General features: G+C 45.6%; 14 protein-coding genes. 2 read left to right on the top strand and 12 right to left on the bottom strand.

The features are described 5' to 3' along the window. Positions 1-6: 6 nt before the first annotated feature. Positions 7-1,380 carry a tyrosine phenol-lyase gene (locus tag I2494_RS07035; protein ID WP_218466370.1) on the bottom strand — a complete coding sequence of 458 codons (1,374 nt, stop codon included), beginning with the start codon at positions 1,378-1,380 and terminating at the stop codon, positions 7-9. Between the two features lie 826 nt (positions 1,381-2,206). Here I2494_RS07035 and queD point away from each other — a divergent pair. Next, positions 2,207-2,572: a 6-carboxytetrahydropterin synthase QueD gene (gene queD / locus I2494_RS07030; protein WP_218466501.1), complete on the top strand. Its 366-nt coding sequence runs from the start codon at positions 2,207-2,209 to the stop codon at positions 2,570-2,572. 354 nt (positions 2,573-2,926) lie between these two features. Here queD and queE read toward each other — a convergent pair whose 3' ends face one another. The 6 genes from queE to rlmD all read right to left on the bottom strand — a co-directional run bounded on the left by queE (position 2,927) and on the right by rlmD (position 11,768). Further along, positions 2,927-3,598, bottom strand: coding sequence for a 7-carboxy-7-deazaguanine synthase QueE (gene queE, locus I2494_RS07025; RefSeq protein WP_218466369.1), 672 nt, complete (start codon positions 3,596-3,598; stop codon positions 2,927-2,929). 103 nt (positions 3,599-3,701) lie between these two features. Further along, positions 3,702-5,003 carry a phosphopyruvate hydratase gene (gene eno, locus I2494_RS07020; RefSeq protein ID WP_218466368.1) on the bottom strand — a complete coding sequence of 434 codons (1,302 nt, stop codon included), beginning with the start codon at positions 5,001-5,003 and terminating at the stop codon, positions 3,702-3,704. A 170-nt stretch (positions 5,004-5,173) separates the two neighbouring features. Further along, a complete protein-coding gene (gene pyrG, locus I2494_RS07015) occupies positions 5,174-6,811 on the bottom strand; it encodes a glutamine hydrolyzing CTP synthase (RefSeq protein WP_218466367.1) in 1,638 nt (545 codons plus the stop codon). A gap of 114 nt (positions 6,812-6,925) precedes the next feature. Beyond that, positions 6,926-7,732, bottom strand: a complete 807-nt coding sequence (gene mazG, locus I2494_RS07010) for a nucleoside triphosphate pyrophosphohydrolase (protein ID WP_218466366.1) — start codon at positions 7,730-7,732, stop codon at positions 6,926-6,928. Positions 7,733-8,185: 453 nt separating this feature from the next. Continuing rightward, a complete protein-coding gene (gene relA, locus I2494_RS07005) occupies positions 8,186-10,420 on the bottom strand; it encodes a GTP diphosphokinase (RefSeq protein ID WP_218466365.1) in 2,235 nt (744 codons plus the stop codon). 31 nt (positions 10,421-10,451) lie between these two features. Next, the gene (gene rlmD, locus I2494_RS07000) at positions 10,452-11,768 is read right to left on the bottom strand and encodes a 23S rRNA (uracil(1939)-C(5))-methyltransferase RlmD (protein ID WP_218466364.1); all 1,317 of its coding nucleotides are present in this window, start codon (positions 11,766-11,768) and stop codon (positions 10,452-10,454) included. 101 nt (positions 11,769-11,869) lie between these two features. Between rlmD and barA the strand changes: the two genes are divergently transcribed. Next, a complete protein-coding gene (gene barA, locus I2494_RS06995) occupies positions 11,870-14,644 on the top strand; it encodes a two-component sensor histidine kinase BarA (RefSeq protein ID WP_218466363.1) in 2,775 nt (924 codons plus the stop codon). Positions 14,645-14,732: 88 nt separating this feature from the next. Here barA and pdxJ read toward each other — a convergent pair whose 3' ends face one another. The 5 genes from pdxJ to rnc form a co-directional block, all read right to left on the bottom strand. Next, entirely contained in the window at positions 14,733-15,464 is a 732-nt protein-coding gene (gene pdxJ / locus I2494_RS06990; RefSeq protein ID WP_218466362.1) for a pyridoxine 5'-phosphate synthase, read from the bottom strand. A 210-nt stretch (positions 15,465-15,674) separates the two neighbouring features. Further along, positions 15,675-16,418, bottom strand: a complete 744-nt coding sequence (gene recO, locus I2494_RS06985) for a DNA repair protein RecO (protein WP_218466500.1) — start codon at positions 16,416-16,418, stop codon at positions 15,675-15,677. Between the two features lie 11 nt (positions 16,419-16,429). Then, positions 16,430-17,356 carry a GTPase Era gene (gene era / locus I2494_RS06980; RefSeq protein ID WP_130592054.1) on the bottom strand — a complete coding sequence of 309 codons (927 nt, stop codon included), beginning with the start codon at positions 17,354-17,356 and terminating at the stop codon, positions 16,430-16,432. A 260-nt stretch (positions 17,357-17,616) separates the two neighbouring features. Then, complete coding sequence (locus tag I2494_RS06975) at positions 17,617-18,177, bottom strand: hypothetical protein (protein WP_218466361.1); 561 nt, start codon at positions 18,175-18,177, stop codon at positions 17,617-17,619. 82 nt (positions 18,178-18,259) lie between these two features. After that, positions 18,260-18,940: a ribonuclease III gene (gene rnc, locus I2494_RS06970; RefSeq protein WP_218466360.1), complete on the bottom strand. Its 681-nt coding sequence runs from the start codon at positions 18,938-18,940 to the stop codon at positions 18,260-18,262. Positions 18,941-19,032 lie beyond the last annotated feature (92 nt).

The following is a 19,032-nucleotide window of genomic DNA, read 5'->3' as shown; positions in this document are numbered from 1 at the left end:
AGAACCTTATTTGAGAGGCTCAAATCTTGCGGTAAAGAAGCGCAGGAACTTCGGCTCGTATACCATATCCAATCCTTTGATCTTCTCTCTGTTTTTGTACAGATGAATCACAGAATCAGCGACCACATCCAGGTGAGCGTAGGTATAAACGCGGCGAGGAATAGTCAGACGCACCAGCTCCAGCTTAGGTGTATGGTTCTTACCGGTTTTCTTATCGCGTCCCGCAGAGATAATCCCGCGTTCCATACTGCGTACGCCGGAGTCAATGTACAGTTCAGCCGCTAAAGACTGAGCCGGGAACTGATCCTGAGGTACATGTGGCAGGAAAGCTTTTGCATCCAGGAACACCGCGTGACCACCAACTGGTTTTACAATGGGTACACCGGCGGCTTCCAGCTTGTCTGCCAGATAGCGACACTGAGCAATGCGGTGATGAATGTACGCATAATCAACAGACTCAACGATACCGCGAGCCATCGCTTCCATATCACGACCAGCCAGACCACCGTAAGAAGGCATACCTTCATACAGAACAACCAGTTCGCTGGCTTTCTGATACAAGGTGTCATCGTTCATACATAAGAAGCCACCGATGTTCACCAGACAGTCTTTTTTACCGCTCATGGTACAACCGTCAGAGTAGCTCATCATCTCTTTCAGGATGGCGGCAATAGTGACGTCTTTATATTCTGGCTCACGATCTTTGATGAAATAAGCGTTTTCAACGCAACGTGTCGCATCATACATCACCAGAATTTTGTTTTTACGGCACAGCTTACTCACTTCACGCATGTTAGCCATACTGACCGGCTGACCACCCGCCAGATTTACAGTGACCGCCAGACAAACATAAGGGATGCGGTCTGCACCAACTTCGTTAATCAGTTTTTCCAGTTTGGAGATATCAATGTTGCCTTTAAACGGCAGCTCTTTTTGAGAGTCATGCGCTTCATCAATAATGATATCAACGAAAGTCGCGCCGTTTCTCTCCTGATGAGCACGGGTAGTGGTGAAATACATGTTACCCGGTACATAATCTCCCTCTTTAATCAACAGAGATGAAAGCAGGTTTTCTGCACCACGCCCCTGGTGAGTAGGTACCACGTGCTTGTAACCGTAATATTCACTGACAACGTCTTGCAGATGATAGAAGTTTGCACTGCCTGAGTAGGCTTCATCACCTAACATCATACCGGCCCACTGATTATCACTCATGGCAGTGGTGCCGCTATCGGTTAACAGGTCGATATAAGTCTGTTTGGATTGAAGTAAAAATGTATTATATCCTGCATCTTTAATATATTGAATTCGCTGTTCGCGAGTAGTCATTGCAATTGGTTCAACAACTTTAATTTTATAAGGTTCAGCTGGGTATGACATTATACTTTCCTCATTTGTGATTTTATTAATTCAGGCTTTTTCGGACTCCTTCATTCTTACTTTTAAATATCTTTTTGCAATACCAGCACCCGATTGATAAAAATCATCATCTGTAATCTTATTATTACGAGTGTTATATTTATTACACTCATCGTTTAATCAGGCATACAATTTAATTCGTAGCCTGAACAAACTCATTAATGTGACAGGACTCAAGTTTTATATTCAAGATCTATGTTGAATTACATTCTGAACATCGAAGTGGAGCGAATAATCAGATGTACATTTATATTTACAGCTCAACTTAATTTAATTGATTTTAAATTATCATTTAAAATCAATAAGAAAAAATAACATAACTATCATTATTAAAAGATGAGACTCAGGTCAATTGACTTATCAGATCTAACGTGATTATCTCGCGGGGCGAAATCTTTATACTGGTAAATATGGAACAAAGAAAATAAAAACACGCTTATAGCAATATGAAAATAAAAAACAAACCTTTCATAAAGTTAAATAGAAGAAGGTATTAATTATGAATAATAAATATAAACAGAGAAGCTGCCTTGATTTATTTAATAACAAAAACCTAACATTCATTTTTAAAGCAGAAAGAAAGGTCGTTTTAAAAAAGAACCGACAATAATAAAAAAATTAACCGCGTTAAATTTAGCCAGAGTAAATATAATGTTTTAATGTCAAAAACAATGAGGGTTATCTGCTATCAGTCACTTAAAAGAATTGGATACATTCAGAGATTACCTCACCATGGCAACCTACCCCGCTTTTTAGTAATATATCGCCGAAATTATTATCAGAGGCGATTATGGTAACCACATTATTTAAAGACTTTACTTTTGAAGCCGCACATCGGTTGCCAAATGTTCCCGAAGGCCATAAGTGTTCCCGTCTGCACGGGCACTCTTTTGTGGTCAGGATAGAAGTTACCGGTGAAGTTAACCCAATTACCGGTTGGGTAATGGACTTTTCTGAAATCAAAGCCGCTTTTAAGCCCATACTGGACCGTTTAGATCACTACTACCTGAACGATATCCCCGGACTGGAAAACCCCACCAGCGAAGTTTTAGCCCACTGGATTTGGCAACAGCTTAAACCAGGGCTTCCGTTGTTGAGTGGGGTTAGGGTGAAGGAGACCTGTAGTGCTGGGTGTGTGTATAAAGGGGAGTGATCCTCTATTCAGGCAACCCGTTTGATTCAGATTAAGTGATGTTGAATTTAAAGTGCTATTGAGTTTGGAGTATGTTTCGGCCATATCAGTATCGTGTTTGAATTGACATTTGTGATCGGCCGAGCAGGGGCATTATGGCGAATGCCCCTGCACCCCGCGCCTTTCGCACAGGAATTCAGGTCGCTTAGGCGACTTCCTTCCTCCTTCGTTTGGCCTTAACGCACCGGCACAGAGCCGCTCCCGGCGTCGCTGTGCCTCGCCCCGCATCCATGCGGGGCGTGCTGGCCTCTCTCAGTCGTCAGCTGAATTCAAGTGCTCATAGGAAAGATCAAGACCAAGGGCAGGAACTAACTATTATTCAATCCCTAAATATTTATGTGTCTGCATCGACAACCGCCAGTTGCGTTCAATACAGGTCTTAATACAAAGCTCGGTCGCCCTCGGGTTTTGACTAATCGGCTGTAGCGCTATCACTCGTTTCTTATCATCTGACAGCGTGGCTAACAGCTCATCTAACTGTTCAATGTCCCGCTCGCGAGCCACCGGATGTTTTATTTCATCTGCCCTTATCAAGGCCTGAGGTATAACATTCAATCCACCACGCATATCAACTTTAGGGGAAACCGTTACCCAGGTATTCGTCGAACACATCACCGGTTGAGTGCCGCTGGTTTCAATCTGACACTGAAAACCATGCTGCTCCAGTAAACTGGTAAGTGGTAGTAAATCATAAAGGCAGGGTTCACCACCGGTAATCACTACGTGGCGTGCCGTATAATACGGCTGCTGCAAAATCGACAGCAGTTGTGAAACACTGGCTTCTCCCCAACTATCGCTTTCCTGAGTTTTTGCCAGGATGTCATTCATTGATTGCTGACGATCGGCAATCTTCTCCCATGTGTGTTTAGTATCACACCAGCTACAGCCAACCGGACAGGCCTGCAAACGAATAAAAATAGCGGGAACGCCGGTGAAGAACCCCTCACCCTGTAAGGTTTGAAATAACTCATTAACGGGATATGACATTTTTCTCTCGAAGACTTTCTTTCAGACGGTACAACTAAAAACAAAAATCCCGTATTGATATCAACCAATACGGGACTTCATTAAGCTACAGGAGGATTAAAAATTAACCCTGACCTTTCACTTCTTTTAAGCCGTGGAACGGAGCACGGTCACCCAGCGCTTCTTCGATACGGATTAATTGGTTGTACTTAGCAACACGGTCAGAACGGCTCATAGAACCCGTTTTGATTTGACCAGCAGCAGTACCTACCGCTAAATCAGCGATAGTTGCATCTTCAGTTTCGCCTGAACGGTGAGAAATAACCGCAGTATAACCCGCATCTTTAGCCATTTTGATAGCAGCTAAAGTTTCGGTCAGAGAACCGATTTGGTTAAATTTGATCAGGATAGAGTTAGCGATACCTTTCTCGATACCCTCTTTCAGGATCTTGGTGTTAGTTACGAACAGATCGTCACCAACCAGTTGGATTTTGTCACCCATCACTTTAGTCTGGTAAGCAAAGCCGTCCCAGTCTGATTCGTCTAAACCATCTTCGATAGAAACGATTGGATATTGCTTAGTCAGCTCTTCCAGATAGTGAGTGAACTCTTGAGAAGTGAAGGTTTTACCTTCGCCTTTCAGCTCATAGTTGCCAGTTTCTTTGTTATAGAACTCAGAAGCTGCACAGTCCATCGCCAAAGTCACATCTTTACCCAGTACATAACCTGCTTGTTCTACGGCTTCTTTAATTGCAGCCAGTGCAGCAGCATTAGACTCCAGGTTAGGCGCATAACCACCTTCGTCACCAACTGCAGTGCTCATGCCTTTAGACTTCAGAACTTTCGCCAGGTTGTGGAATACTTCAGAACCGATACGTACCGCTTCTTTCAGAGTTTTAGCGCCGATTGGCTGAATCATAAACTCTTGAATATCAACGTTGTTATCAGCGTGCTCACCACCGTTGATGATGTTCATCATTGGTAATGGCATAGAGAATTTGCCCGGGGTACCGTTCAGTTCAGCAATGTGCTCAAATAAAGGCATGCCTTTTGATGCTGCCGCTGTTTTAGCAGCTGCTAAAGAAACTGCCAGAATCGCGTTAGCACCGAATTTAGATTTGTTTTCAGTGCCATCTAAGTCGATCATGATCTTATCGATGTTAGCCTGATCTTTTGCATCTTTACCAATAACAGCTTGTGCAATTGGGCCGTTTACTGCAGCAACAGCTTTCAGTACACCTTTACCCATATAACGTGCTTTATCGCCGTCACGCAGTTCCAGAGCTTCGCGGGAACCTGTAGAAGCACCTGATGGCGCAGCAGCCAGACCTACAAAACCGCCTTCTAAATGAACTTCAGCTTCAACAGTGGGATTGCCACGAGAGTCGATAATTTCACGACCGAGCACTTTAACGATTTTGGACATTCGGTTTTCCTCAGTACAAGTTGATTAAACTACAAACTGTAGATTGCGACACCTCATTGCGTCGCACACTCTGGCCTGATGTATCGATAAACGCATGTCTGAACATGTTGCGTTTACAACCCGTAATCAGGCCGGGCTTACTGAATACTTTTAATACTATTACTGACCGCTTAGTCTGCCTGACGCTTCTGGTACTCACCAGCCGCCTTCACAAAACCGGCAAACAGTGGGTGGCCATCACGCGGAGTTGATGTGAACTCCGGGTGGAACTGACTGGCAACAAACCATGGATGATCAGGCAGTTCAATAATTTCCACCAGTTTATGGTCAGCGGAACGCCCTGCTACAAGTAACCCTGCTGCTTCAATCTGCGGCAGCAGCATATTGTTCACTTCATAGCGATGGCGATGACGTTCTGTAATTGTTGGTGAACCGTACAGTTCACGTACCAGGCTGCCTTCAGTTAAATGACATAACTGGCTGCCTAAACGCATGGTTCCACCTAAATCGCTCTCTTCTGTGCGAACTTCAACATTCCCCTCTTCATCACGCCATTCAGTGATCAGCGCAATAACCGGGTACTTACAGTCTGGCACAAATTCGGTCGAGTTAGCATCGGGCATGCCAACAACATTACGTGCAAACTCCATCAACGCTACCTGCATGCCTAAACAGATACCCAGATAAGGGATCTTATTCTCACGAGCATAGCGGGCGGCAGTGATTTTGCCTTCCACACCGCGGTAGCCGAAACCACCGGGAACCAGAATCGCATCAAGACCAGACAGAACTTCTTCACCTCTGACCTCAACATCCTGCGAATCGATTAGCTTTATATTAACGCTGAATCGATTCTTCAGTCCACCATGCTTTAATGCTTCGATGACAGATTTATAAGCATCCGGCAATTCTACGTACTTACCGACCATGCCAATAGTGACTTCGCGGGTAGGATTCGACTCTTCATAAATCACCTGTTCCCACTCAGATAAGTTGGCTTCAGGAAGATCGAAACGGAAGCGTTTACAGATGAATTCATCCAGCCCTTGCGATTTCAACAACGCAGGGATTTTATAAATAGAATCAACATCTTTTAGAGAGATAACGGCCTTTTCAGGCACGTTACAGAACAGGGCTATTTTAGCCCGCTCGTTGGCAGGAACAGCGCGATCGGAACGACATACCAGAATGTCTGGTTGAATACCGATAGAGAGTAATTCTTTTACTGAATGCTGGGTTGGTTTAGTTTTCACTTCACCTGAAGCCGCCATGTATGGCACCAGTGTCAAATGCATAAACAGTGTGTGCTCACGACCCACTTCAACCGCTAACTGGCGAATAGCTTCCAGGAACGGTAGTGATTCAATATCACCAACGGTGCCGCCCACTTCAACCAAAGCCACATCATGGCCTTCTGCACCCGCAATAACGCGTTCTTTAATTGCATTAGTGATATGAGGAATAACCTGAACGGTTGCTCCCAGATAGTCACCACGACGCTCTTTGCGTAATACATCGGAATAAATACGACCGGTCGTAAAGTTATTACGGCGGGTCATTTTAGTGCGGATAAAACGTTCGTAATGGCCCAAATCCAGATCGGTTTCTGCGCCGTCTTCGGTGACAAATACTTCACCGTGTTGAATTGGGCTCATGGTACCCGGATCGAGGTTAATGTAAGGATCCAGCTTCATCATAGTGACGTTTAAGCCACGAGCTTCAAGGATAGCGGCCAGAGAGGCTGCTGCAATACCTTTACCGAGTGAGGATACAACCCCGCCTGTCACAAATATATAATTAGTTGTCATGCTGAACCTGAAGGTTAGGTTTAAAAGACTAAAATGGAGGTACTAGGACGGGAAAGTAGTATACCAGACCCTTTCCCTCACAACAAACGCTGAAATCAGATAGTGAAAATTAATCTATTTCTCTGTCTGATTTTCCAGGCTTTTTACCTGTTGCCATGCTGCTTCCATTTCATCCAGCGATGCTTGCTCCATCGATTTTCCAGATTGAGCAACCAATTGTTCTACCTGACGGAAACGACGTTCAAATTTACGGTTAGCCGCCTGCAGGGCGCTTTCTGCTTTATGACCCAAGTGACGACTTAAGTTAACGGTGGCAAAAAATAAATCGCCTAACTCCTCTTCCAGTTTAGACTGGTCGATGACAACTTGCTTAGCTTCATGCATCACTTCGTCGATCTCTTCATATACCTTATCCAACACCGGGCCTAAGGTTGTCCAATCAAATCCTACTGAAGCACAGCGCTTTTGAATTTTATGGGCACGCATCAATGCGGGTAACACTTCCGGAATATCATCTAACACAGAGAACTGTGCCTTCTGCGCCCGCTCTTCGCCTTTACGCTTTTCCCAACCGGCAATCACTTCCTGACTGTCATGTTGAGTTTGAGTGTCAAAAACATGAGGATGACGGCGCTCCAGTTTATCGCTAATGCTGTTACAGATATCATCAAAATCAAACCGGTTTTGCTCATCCGCCATACGCGCATAAAACACCACCTGAAACAGCAAATCCCCCAACTCCTCACGCAAATCGCCAAAATCTGAACGCCGGATCGCATCCAGCACTTCATAAGTCTCTTCCAGCGTATAAGGCGCAATAGTCTCAAAGGTCTGCTGCTTATCCCAGGGACATCCATTTTCCGGGTCACGTAACCGGTTCATAATATTCAGCAACCGCTGAATAGGCGTAATCTGATCCATTATTTATCTTCTGATTGGTGAAAATACATTTAAAATTATAAATGTATAAAGGGGCTTTAATTGATCTTTTGAGACTACTAACAATCCTAATAAATCGGCATCAATGGACATTCCGGTCGTAAAATCTAATATGCTTATATTGACTTGGTGCTCGACCGGAAGACCACCAATACTTAGCTTCAGTGTATGTCGAGCCTGGCCTCCCGACAATTGACTCTTTTAAAACACAAAACTGAGCAAATTAATGATACTAATCGAGCTAAACGACGGGAGGGATTGCCGTTGGGGTCGTAGCAGCTTTAGCTGCCGGAGCGCCCCTAGGGAATCCAGGCCCGTCGCACTCCGCAGCTAAGTACAAATTGTTTTCCGGCCGAGCACAAAGGCAATATAAGCACTTTATAATTACGGCCGGAACATCCACAACAGCCAATAATACAACCTCAACAAAAAAGGTTACTTAACTCCCAACCGCTTAGCCTCAATAATATCCGGCAACTGATTGATCCGCGACAGCACCCGATCCAACACCTGCAAATTATACAGCTCGATCTCCATATCAATAGTTGCCATCTGCTTTTTCACATCGCTGCGGCTGGAGACGCTAAGTACATTTACTTTTTCATTGGCCAAAATAGTGGTGATATCGCGCAGCAACCCGCTGCGATCGTTGGCAACCACACGCACCACCAGCGAATAACCGCTGGAGTAACAGTCACCCCATACCGCTTCCACCAGACGCTCTGGCGCATGGTTTTTCAGCTCATTTAACTGATCGCAATCGGAACGATGAATAGAAATACCACGCCCCTGAGTGATAAAGCCGACAATATCATCCCCCGGAATTGGTTGGCAGCAGCGTGCGATATGGTGCATCAGGTTACCGACCCCTTCTACCACAATCTGGCTGTTATTCTTTGCATTACGCTGTTGAGCATTTGCCGTTTTTTGATTCAACTGACGCAGCGCTTCGCGATCCGCTTCTTCTGCCGTTGGTTGGTTAAACTTGCTTTGCAGGAAGTTCACCAACTGATTGAGGCGAATATCACCACCGCCAATACCGGCCAACACTTCATCAAAAGAGTGCACGTTATAACGCGGCACCAGCAGTTTTTCTGCATCTTTAAAGCTGATACTCAAACGCTCCAGCTCATCATCAAGAATCTGGCGACCGGCAAGAATATTCTTATCCCGATCCTGCTTCTTAAACCACGCCTGAATTTTGGCACGTGCTCTGCTGCTGTTAACGAACCCCAGATTTGGGTTCAACCAATCCCGACTTGGGTTAGGTTGTTTTTGGGTAATGATTTCAATCTGATCGCCCATCTGTAATTGATAGGTGAAAGGAACGATACGCCCACCAATTTTGGCACCGATACAACGGTGTCCTACATCGCTGTGGATGTGATAGGCAAAATCCAACGGTGTGGAACCGGTTGGCAAATCAATGACATCGCCTTTCGGGGTAAATACATATACCCGATCGTCAAATACCTGACTTCTGACCTCGTCCAGCATTTCACCGCTGTCAGACATCTCTTCCTGCCAGGCGATCAATTTACGTAACCAGGCAATACGCTCTTCATAACCGGAACGGCCAGAAACCGTACTGCCTTCTTTATATTTCCAGTGAGCTGCAACCCCCAGCTCCGCATCTTCATGCATCTGACGGGTACGAATTTGAATCTCTACTGCATGTCCTTTCGGGCCAAACACCACCGTATGAATCGACTGATAGCCATTAGGTTTTGGGTTAGCCACATAGTCATCAAACTCGCTGGGCAGATGACGGAAATGGGTATGCACAATACCCAACGCCGCATAGCAATCCTGCAAACGTTCGACGACGATCCGCACGGCGCGCACGTCATATAGCTCTTCAAAGGCCAGTGCCTTCTTCTGCATTTTGCGCCAGATACTGTAAATATGCTTTGGTCGGCCATAGATCTCCCCCTGAATGCCTTGCTCTTTCATCGAGTCACGCAGGGTTTGCACAAAAGTATCAATATACACTTCGCGATCGATACGGCGTTCGTGCAGCAAATTAGCTATCTGTTTATATTCGGCAGGATGCAAATAGCGGAAGCAGAAATCTTCCATTTCCCACTTTAACTGGCCAATCCCTAAACGATTAGCCAGCGGAGCATAGATGTTAAAACACTCTTTAGCCGCCAGAACGCGGACTTCTTCTGCTTCATCTTTGACTTCACGCAGATGAGCAATACGCTCAGCCAGCTTGATAACCACGCAGCGAAAATCTTCCACCATCGCTAACAGCATGCGACGAACGTTATCTACCTGTATGGACGTGTTAGAACCATTGTGTGTTGCATTAAGCTGACGGATAGCATCCATATCCAGTACGCCATGTACCAGATTGGCAACCTCACTACCAAACTGCTCTTTTACCGTCTCTTCATCAATAATTTTGGCGTCAGCTAATGGAAACAGTAGCGCTGCGCGCATACTCTCGTTGTCCATACTGAGGGTAGCTAAAATTTCCACTACCTCCAACCCACGCCATAACAGGAGGGAAGCATCCGGATTGCCCTGAACCTGCTGCTCACAATACCGCCAGGTGTCTGCCAAACGTTCGCATAATTCCGGGCTGCTAATGCCCAGACTACCGATCCATTTATCCAGCTCAAACTCTCCGGCTGTATTTAAATGCGCACTTCTTACCGCAACCATAAAGCTTCCTCATTACTGACTATCAGGATTCTTACTTCTTAATAAATAGCGCCATTGACTCAATATGCCCCGTTTGCGGAAACATATCCAGCATACGTAATTGGTTTAACTGGTATCCGCCTGACAACAGAACTTTACTGTCTTCCACCAGTGTCAATGGATTACAGGAGACATACACAATGCGCTCAGGGTTTAAGCTGACGATTTGCGACATGGCTTCCGCTGCTCCTGCTCTGGCAGGATCTAACAACACTTTATCAAAACCTTCGCTCGCCCACGACTGTTGACTGACATCCTGTTCTAAATTGTGGTGCAAAAACTCAACATTTAATAAGCCATTTATGCGAGCATTTTGTTGCCCTCTGGTTACCAAAGCCTCTACACCTTCCACTCCAGTAACCCGTAAAGCACGCTTAGCGATAGGCAACGTAAAGTTTCCCATGCCGCAAAATAGATCCAATACCCGATCGGTCGGCTGTAGTTCCAACCAGTCGAGTGCCTGCTGAATCATTAACTGATTAACACCAGCATTAACCTGAATAAAATCTCGTGGATTAAAGCCAAGGGTTAAATCATCCACCCGATAATCAGGCTCTTCACCCATTAATCGCTCCAGTGAATCACTCTCACTCGCCAGATAAATCGCTATCTGATGCTGTTCAGCAAACTGGAGCAAATGTTGGCGATCGCTTTCTGGCAATGGCACTAAATGACGCAGTACCAACAGCGGCCCGTTATCTGCCATTACCAGCTCGGCATGCCCCAGTTTTTTTACTACCGAGAGCGCACTCAGGCAATCTCTCAAAGGAACCAGTAATTGTTCCAGTTCAGAAACCAGAATCGGACATTCCGTCATTTCCACTAAATCATTAGAAGCACGCTGACGAAAGCCCATCTGTAAATGTTGCTGCTTCACCTGATACTGCAACCCCAAGCGGGCACGGCGGCGATAATGATATCCCTGAGCAAAAATCACGCTCCCCTGAACAGGATTTAACCCAGTTTCTCGTTTAAACAGCTGGCTGAGCGCTTTAGATTTGCTACTATGCTGCAAATCTGTGGAAACATGTTGCTGATTACAGCCTCCGCAAATACCATAATGTGAGCAAAGCGGTGTCATTCGCTGCGGGCTCGGCGATAAAATACGGATCGTTTTGGCTTTAGAATAATTTCGTTTATTCTCGTAAATCTGCGCTTCAACCTGCTCCTGAGGAAGCGCGCCAGAAATAAAGATCGTTTTTCCGTTATCGCGAGCAACCCCTTGCCCTTGAGTATCAAGGTCATGGGGAATAATATTGATAGTTTGTTGTGCCGCCTTGCGGCGACCGGGCGAGTAAAATTGCGCCATAATATTTGAATAAAGATTTCCGTAGTTTATTACTATCTATACAATCGGGTATGTCACTAAGTCGCTAATTGTCACATATTGTCGTCCCATATTGGAACCTTATGACCAAATACAGCCTTCGGGCCCGCATGATGATACTGATCCTTGCCCCAACCCTGTTAATCGGGCTTCTGATCAGTACCTTTTTCGTGGTTCACCGCTATAACGAGCTACAGGACCAGCTAGTTGATTCTGGCTCCAGCATCATTGAACCTCTTGCCATTGCCAGTGAATATGGCATGACGTTCAGTAACCGCGAAGGCGTTCGTCAATTGGTCAGTATGTTACACCGACGCCACTCAAATATCGTGCGTTCTATTGCTGTTTTTGACACGCAAAATCACTTATTAGTGACTTCTAACTTCCATCAAAATTATACCTTATTACAGCTGCCCAAGGGGGCGGCAATTCCGGATGATTTAACCGTTACTACTAAAGGGGATTCATTAATTCTCAGAACGCCTATTGTCTCGGAAAATCAGCTACCGGATATGGATGTCAGTTTGGAACCCGGCCATAGCACGCTGGGCTATATTGCCATCGAGCTGGATTTACGTACCGTTCGATTGCAGCAATATAAAGAAATTTTCGTCGCTACTTTATTGCTTAGCCTCTGTTTATGTATTGCCATGCTGTTTGCCTATCGCCTGATGCGCGATGTGACCGGCCCAATCCGCAACATGGTTAACACCGTAGACCGTATTCGTCGTGGTCAGCTCGATAGCCGGGTTGAAGGCTATATGCTGGGCGAATTGGACATGTTGAAAAACGGGATAAACTCGATGGCCATGTCCCTTGCCGCTTATCATGAAGAGATGCAGCAAAATATCGATCAGGCCACTTCTGATCTGCGGGAAACACTGGAGCAGATGGAGATCCAGAACGTAGAGCTGGATCTGGCCAAAAAACGCGCTCAGGAAGCGGCCAGAATTAAATCAGAGTTCCTGGCCAACATGTCCCATGAGTTACGAACACCGCTTAATGGTGTGATTGGCTTCACTCGTCAAACGCTGAAAACATCGTTGACGCCAACGCAAACTGATTATCTGCAAACCATTGAGCGCTCGGCTAACAACCTGCTAAACATCATCAATGATGTGCTGGATTTCTCCAAGCTGGAAGCCGGTAAACTGGTGTTAGAACACATTCCGTTCTCACTGAGGGATACCGTCGATGAAACGGCAATCCTGCTGGCTCATAGTGCTCATGAGAAATCGCTGGAACTGACGCTAAACATTAATAATGATGTGCCGGATAACATCGTAGGTGACCCATTACGCTTACAGCAAGTGATCATGAACTTGCTGGGAAATGCCATCAAGTTCACTGAACAGGGCAATATTGATATCAATATCGAACTACGTATGCTGCATGAAAACAGTGCCGATATTGAGATTCAGGTTCACGACACCGGTATCGGTATTTCTGAACGCCAGCAGTCACAGCTGTTCCAGGCCTTCCGTCAGGCAGACGCGAGTATTTCCCGTCGTCATGGTGGTACCGGCTTGGGTCTGGTGATCACTCAGCGTTTAGTGAAGGAAATGGGTGGTGATATCTGTTTCCACAGTCAGTTGCATAAAGGTTCAACCTTCTGGTTCCATATTAATCTGGAGCTAAGTGACCGCTCTATTCTGGGTGATGGCCGCCATCTGACCAAGCTGTCTGGTCAACGAATTCTGTATGTGGAAGCTAATCCAGCCGCAACCCAGGCTACGCTAAATATCTTCCAGTCAGAGCCGGTAGAAGTTATTCATTATGATAATTTCGATCAGATTCCAGAGAAGCATCAGCAATACGATATCGTTTTGCATGGTGTCCCCATTGCTACCGATGATATTGATAAATACACCAACGGCGCAATGAAGCAGGCGCTATCGCTTTCTGAACGTTTGATTCTGGCGATTCCAAATCAACCTCATATGGATGCGGAAACCCTGAAGCAAGCCGGAGCTCAGGCCTGTCTGTTTAAGCCACTTTCGCGTAATCGACTGTTTAATGCTTTACTGGCAGCGCAGTCATCGCCTGAACCACAGGTAATAGAAAAAACGCATCATCTGCCACTGACCGTCATGGCCGTTGATGATAATCCGGCAAACCTGAAACTGATTGGCGTATTACTTGAAGATCTGGTTTCCAGCGTGATTCTGTGCCACAGCGGAGAAGAAGCGATCGCTCAGGCGAAAAAACACGATCTGGATATTATCCTGATGGATATTCAAATGCCGGAAATTGACGGTATTAAAGCCGCTGAGCTGATTCGTAAGTTACCAAACCATATCACTACGCCAATTGTTGCGGTCACTGCTCACGCTGCGATTGGCGAGCGAGAACGTCTGATGAATGCGGGAATGGACGACTATCTGGCTAAACCTATAAACGAAGATATGCTGTTTAATGTGCTAAAAGCCCAGTGCCGCATTCCATTAAGCATTCAGACTAAAGAGCCGCTTATTCCGGCAAGTCGCATGGAAACCAGACCCGCTACCGTAGCATCGACATCGCTGGATTGGGAACTGGCACTACGTCAGGCGGCAAATAAAGAAGATTTGGCTCGTGATTTGCTAAAAATATTGGTCGATTTCTTGTCTGAAGTTGAAGAACGGGTTCAGGCCGTATTGGATGGCAATAAAGATGATGACATCATAAATATCATTCATAAGCTGCATGGAAGCTGTAGTTACAGCGGTGTACCACGCTTGAAGCAACTGTGTCAGTATCTGGAGAGCCAGCTGCGTAATGGAACCGCACCGGAAGATCTGGAACCTGAATGGATGGAGCTGTTAGATGAATTCGAAAATGTCAGAAGAGAAGCGATTGATTTTATCGAAACAGAGTAAATGATAATTTAAAAGCTACTTAGTGATTCTGTCTCTGTCGCCCCGCTAATCGCGGGGCGATGTCGTTCTGATAGCAACTAAAATAACATTACTTTCTTGCCGCCAGCATCAATGCCTTCATATCCGCCACTGCTGCATGTAATCCTGACATTACTGCCCTGCCAATAATAGCGTGCCCAATATTCAGCTCATAAATTTCAGGCAACGCGGCAATTGCCTGAACGTTATGGTAAGTCAATCCGTGTCCGGCATTCACATGCAAACCTTTACCGGCTGCATAAGTAGCCGCCTGAGCAATACGCAGCAGTTCAGCTTCACGCTCCAGCTCATTTTCTGCATCGGCATAACGACCGGTATGGATTTCAATAAAAGTGGCGCCAACCGCTACGGCTGCATCAATTTGACGATGGTCTGCATCTATAAATAAGGATACGGAAATACCTGCTTCCACCAGACGCCCGACCGCTACCGTCATTTTATCGATTTGACCGGCCACATCTAACCCACCCTCAGTGGTCACTTCCTGGCGTTTTTCCGGAACCAGACAGCAGAATGCTGGTTTTATTTCACAGGCAATACCCACCATCTCATCGGTTACCGCCATTTCCAGATTCATACGGGTCTGAATGGTCTGGCTAAGCAATTTAACATCCCGATCGGTAATGTGGCGGCGATCTTCCCGTAGATGGATAGTAATACCATCCGCCCCCGCCTGTTCGGCAATAAACGCTGCCTGAACCGGATCGGGATACTGGGTACCACGAGCATTACGTAAAGTTGCAATATGGTCGATATTAACGCCTAACAATAAATCCGACATGACTCCACCTTAAAAGTTAATGAATGCCTTTCCAACGCCAGAGGCTGACATTTTTCATTTTCCAATCGTTTTAACCACAATCCGGTGTGATATAACGCCTGATATTCAGAATGGACTAAAAAATCTGCTCCATTCTTTTACCGGATTTAATCAGAAAAGAAAATCAAATCAGAAATTTTAACTGCTGAACAAGGTGTAAACCTTTAATGATTACGGTTCATCAACGGGCAACGCCGAGTCTGAGGAGGGTTTCTTAATGGTAAACTGGCGGAACAGCTCACGACTTTTCAGCGGCTTGCCCCCTAAATAGGGTTTCAGTGCGATGCGGGTAAAACGTTTGGCGGCTTTAAGCGTATCAACATCGGGAAACTCCCGATTGGCCAAAGCCTGTAAATCACGGCCGGTAAAAGAGAAGTGGTCTACCACCAGACTGGCAATAAACCCTTTTTCTGCCCGATAGCGGTAAGTCATCTGATCGGTGACTGGTTCACCGCTGCCAGCACAGTGTAGAAAATCGATGCCATATCCCAAGTGGCTCAGCAAAGCGAGTTCAAAACGACGAAGGATGCGCTCAGGCGAACCAGAAACACCAGCAAGCGATTGAATACATTCTAAATAATCGAAAAACAGCGAGGAGTATGGCGTTTCGGCTTCCAGTACTCTGTCCAGCACTTCATTCACGTAAAGGCCGCTATACAGGGTCAGGCCAGAGAGTGGTAACGAAAGGGAAACGGCTTCCGCGGCGCGTAACGTTTTAACTCCACCTTTCCCGCCCCAGCGAACCAAAAGAGGCGTAAAGGGCTGCAAGCAGCCCTTTAAGTGTGAGCGACGACCGCGGGCACCTTTGGCTAATAACTTTATTCTACCGTGACTTTCTGTAAACAGATCCAGTAGTAAACTGGTTTCACTGTAAGGTCGTCCGTGCAGAACAAAAGCCCGTTGCCAGCCGTCAATCATGCTTACCTTCAGAGGTCGTCGGTATATCCCAGACTGCGCAATGCTCGTTCATCATCCGCCCAGCCTGATTTCACTTTCACCCAAAGCTCCAGATGAACTTTGGCTTCGAACATCTCTTCCATATCGTGACGGGCTTCAATACCGATAGTTTTGATTTTTTGACCTTTGTTACCAATAACCATCTTCTTCTGGCCTTCACGCTCGACCAGAATCAAACCATTAATGTCATAGCCACCGCGCTCGTTAGTCACGAAGCGTTCAATTTCCACCGTAACTGAATAAGGCAGTTCTTCCCCCAGAAAACGCATCAGCTTCTCACGAATAATTTCAGAAGCCATAAAGCGCTGAGAGCGATCGGTAATGTAATCTTCAGGGAAGTGGTGCTCCGCTTCCGGTAGCAGTTTACGCACGATACCGGCGATAGTATCAAGATTCATGTTCTTCTCTGCGGAGATAGGAACAATATCCATAAAGTTCATCTGCTGGCTTAAGAAAGCCATGTGTGGCAGTAACGCTTCTTTATCCGTAACGTTATCCACTTTGTTGATAGCCAGAATAACCGGGCATTTTAAGCTGCGCAGCTTATTTACGACCATTTCATCATCAGGTGTCCAGTGGGTACCTTCCACCACAAAGATCACCAGCTCGACATCACCAATCGAGCTGCTGGCAGCCCGGTTCATCAGGCGGTTGATGGCGCGTTTTTCTTCAATATGTAACCCCGGGGTATCCACATAAATTGCCTGATAAGGCCCTTCGGTGTGAATTCCCATAATACGGTGACGAGTGGTTTGCGCTTTACGTGAAGTAATCGATACCTTCTGACCTAAAAGCTGGTTCAGCAATGTTGATTTACCAACGTTAGGGCGGCCCACGATAGCAATAAAGCCACAGTATTGCTTATCCGTATCGGTTAATTGATTATCTGTTGTCATTCCAATCCTAAATATAACGAATTATTTATTCATTAAAATCAATCAATTAATTTTTATGAGTTGATTTTAATGTATTTGCTAATAAGCAGGCGTGAGCGTGGTTGATCTTTGCTCAGCGGTTTTCGTTGTGAATGTGGGTAATATTAGCATTGATTGGGGTGGTTTGATATCACTGGCTGGGATGAGAGAAGTGATTAAGTCATGGGCTCAAATAGAAAGATCAAAAGAAAAAAGCTAAGGAATAATTACCACTTTATTCACTACAATCGCCCAAGGCTGGCTGCCAGCATGGCAATAAGTCCAACCAACGTTAAACCGCTGCCGATAATGATAACAGGAACCAGTGCACCGAATACGATTGGGCGAGTGTAAGGGGCGACTTCTAATTTAAATTCGGGGCGAATCTTCTCTGGAGTGGTACAGGCCACCTGATATTTTCCGGGTCTGTCGCACTGGAAATAACCTAAAGGAAGTGACATGTTACCACGCATATCTGTTCGCCGTACGGTAAACAGGTTAAAGCGGCTAAAGGATGTGTATTCGATACTTTGTGCGGAATTGATTTCTTTAACAGAAAATTTAGCTGAAAAATGAGCAACCCCAACAATAAACTTTAATGGGGGTATAACTACCGAAATCACATATCGTCCAGATTCCGGAAGGTCGACCTCTTGTTCAGACTCTGGCGTGGCCGGAAAAACATAGCGCGTGTTGGGAGAAATTATTTTCCGTGCTCGTAAAATAGCAATAACCAGAATTGCACTACCGGCAATAAAACAGAAAGGAGCAAGAAAATAAAGAAATGGGAGTAGTATGCTCATCGATTATCAATCCGTTGATAAAACACCGGCAAAGACATTTAGCTAATGCGCTCACCCGATTAAAATGAGCGCACTGTATTGATTATTCCAGACCTAAATGTTTCAGCGCCTGCTCTGCTGCAGCTTGTTCTGCCTTACGGCGACTGGAACCAATACCGATAATGGCATCGTTGATACCACTCACCTGACAGTGAATAGTAAACTCCTGATCGTGGGCTTCCCCTTTCACTTGAGTTACCAAATAGCTGGGTAATGGCAAATGACGACCCTGTAAAAACTCTTGCAGACGAGTTTTTGGATCTTTTTGTTTATCACCCGGGCTGATCTCATCTAAACGACTTTGATACCAGGCCAAAATCAATTGCTGAACACGATGAATATCACTATCAAGATAAACCGCACCGATTAATGCTTCTACCGTATCAGCTAAAATAGATTCACGGCGGAAACCACCGCTTTTCAATTCACCCGGCCCCAGACGCAGACATTCACCTAAATCGAACTCACGTCCCATTTCAGCCAGCGTGTTGCCTCTCACCAGCGTCGCGCGCATACGGCTCATGTCGCCTTCATCTACGCGAGGAAAGCGCTGATAAAGTGCATCAGCAATAACAAAACTCAGGATAGAATCGCCCAAAAACTCCAGACGTTCATTATGTTTACTGCTGGCACTTCGATGTGTCAGAGCTTGCTGTAAAAGCGATTGCTGTTGAAACGTATAACCCAGCTTTCGCTGTAGCCTCTCAATGATGATGGGGTTCATGCATTACCAACAAATTGTTCCAAACGAGAAAAAATAACGGCCTAGCTTAACGGTTATCCAGCTAAAGCACTACTATGTTATGGCGAGATAAT

Origin of the sequence: Limnobaculum allomyrinae (assembly GCF_016649425.1) — a bacterium.
Lineage (GTDB): Bacteria > Pseudomonadota > Gammaproteobacteria > Enterobacterales > Enterobacteriaceae > Limnobaculum > Limnobaculum allomyrinae.
This window is presented reverse-complemented; position numbering and strand designations above follow the sequence as displayed.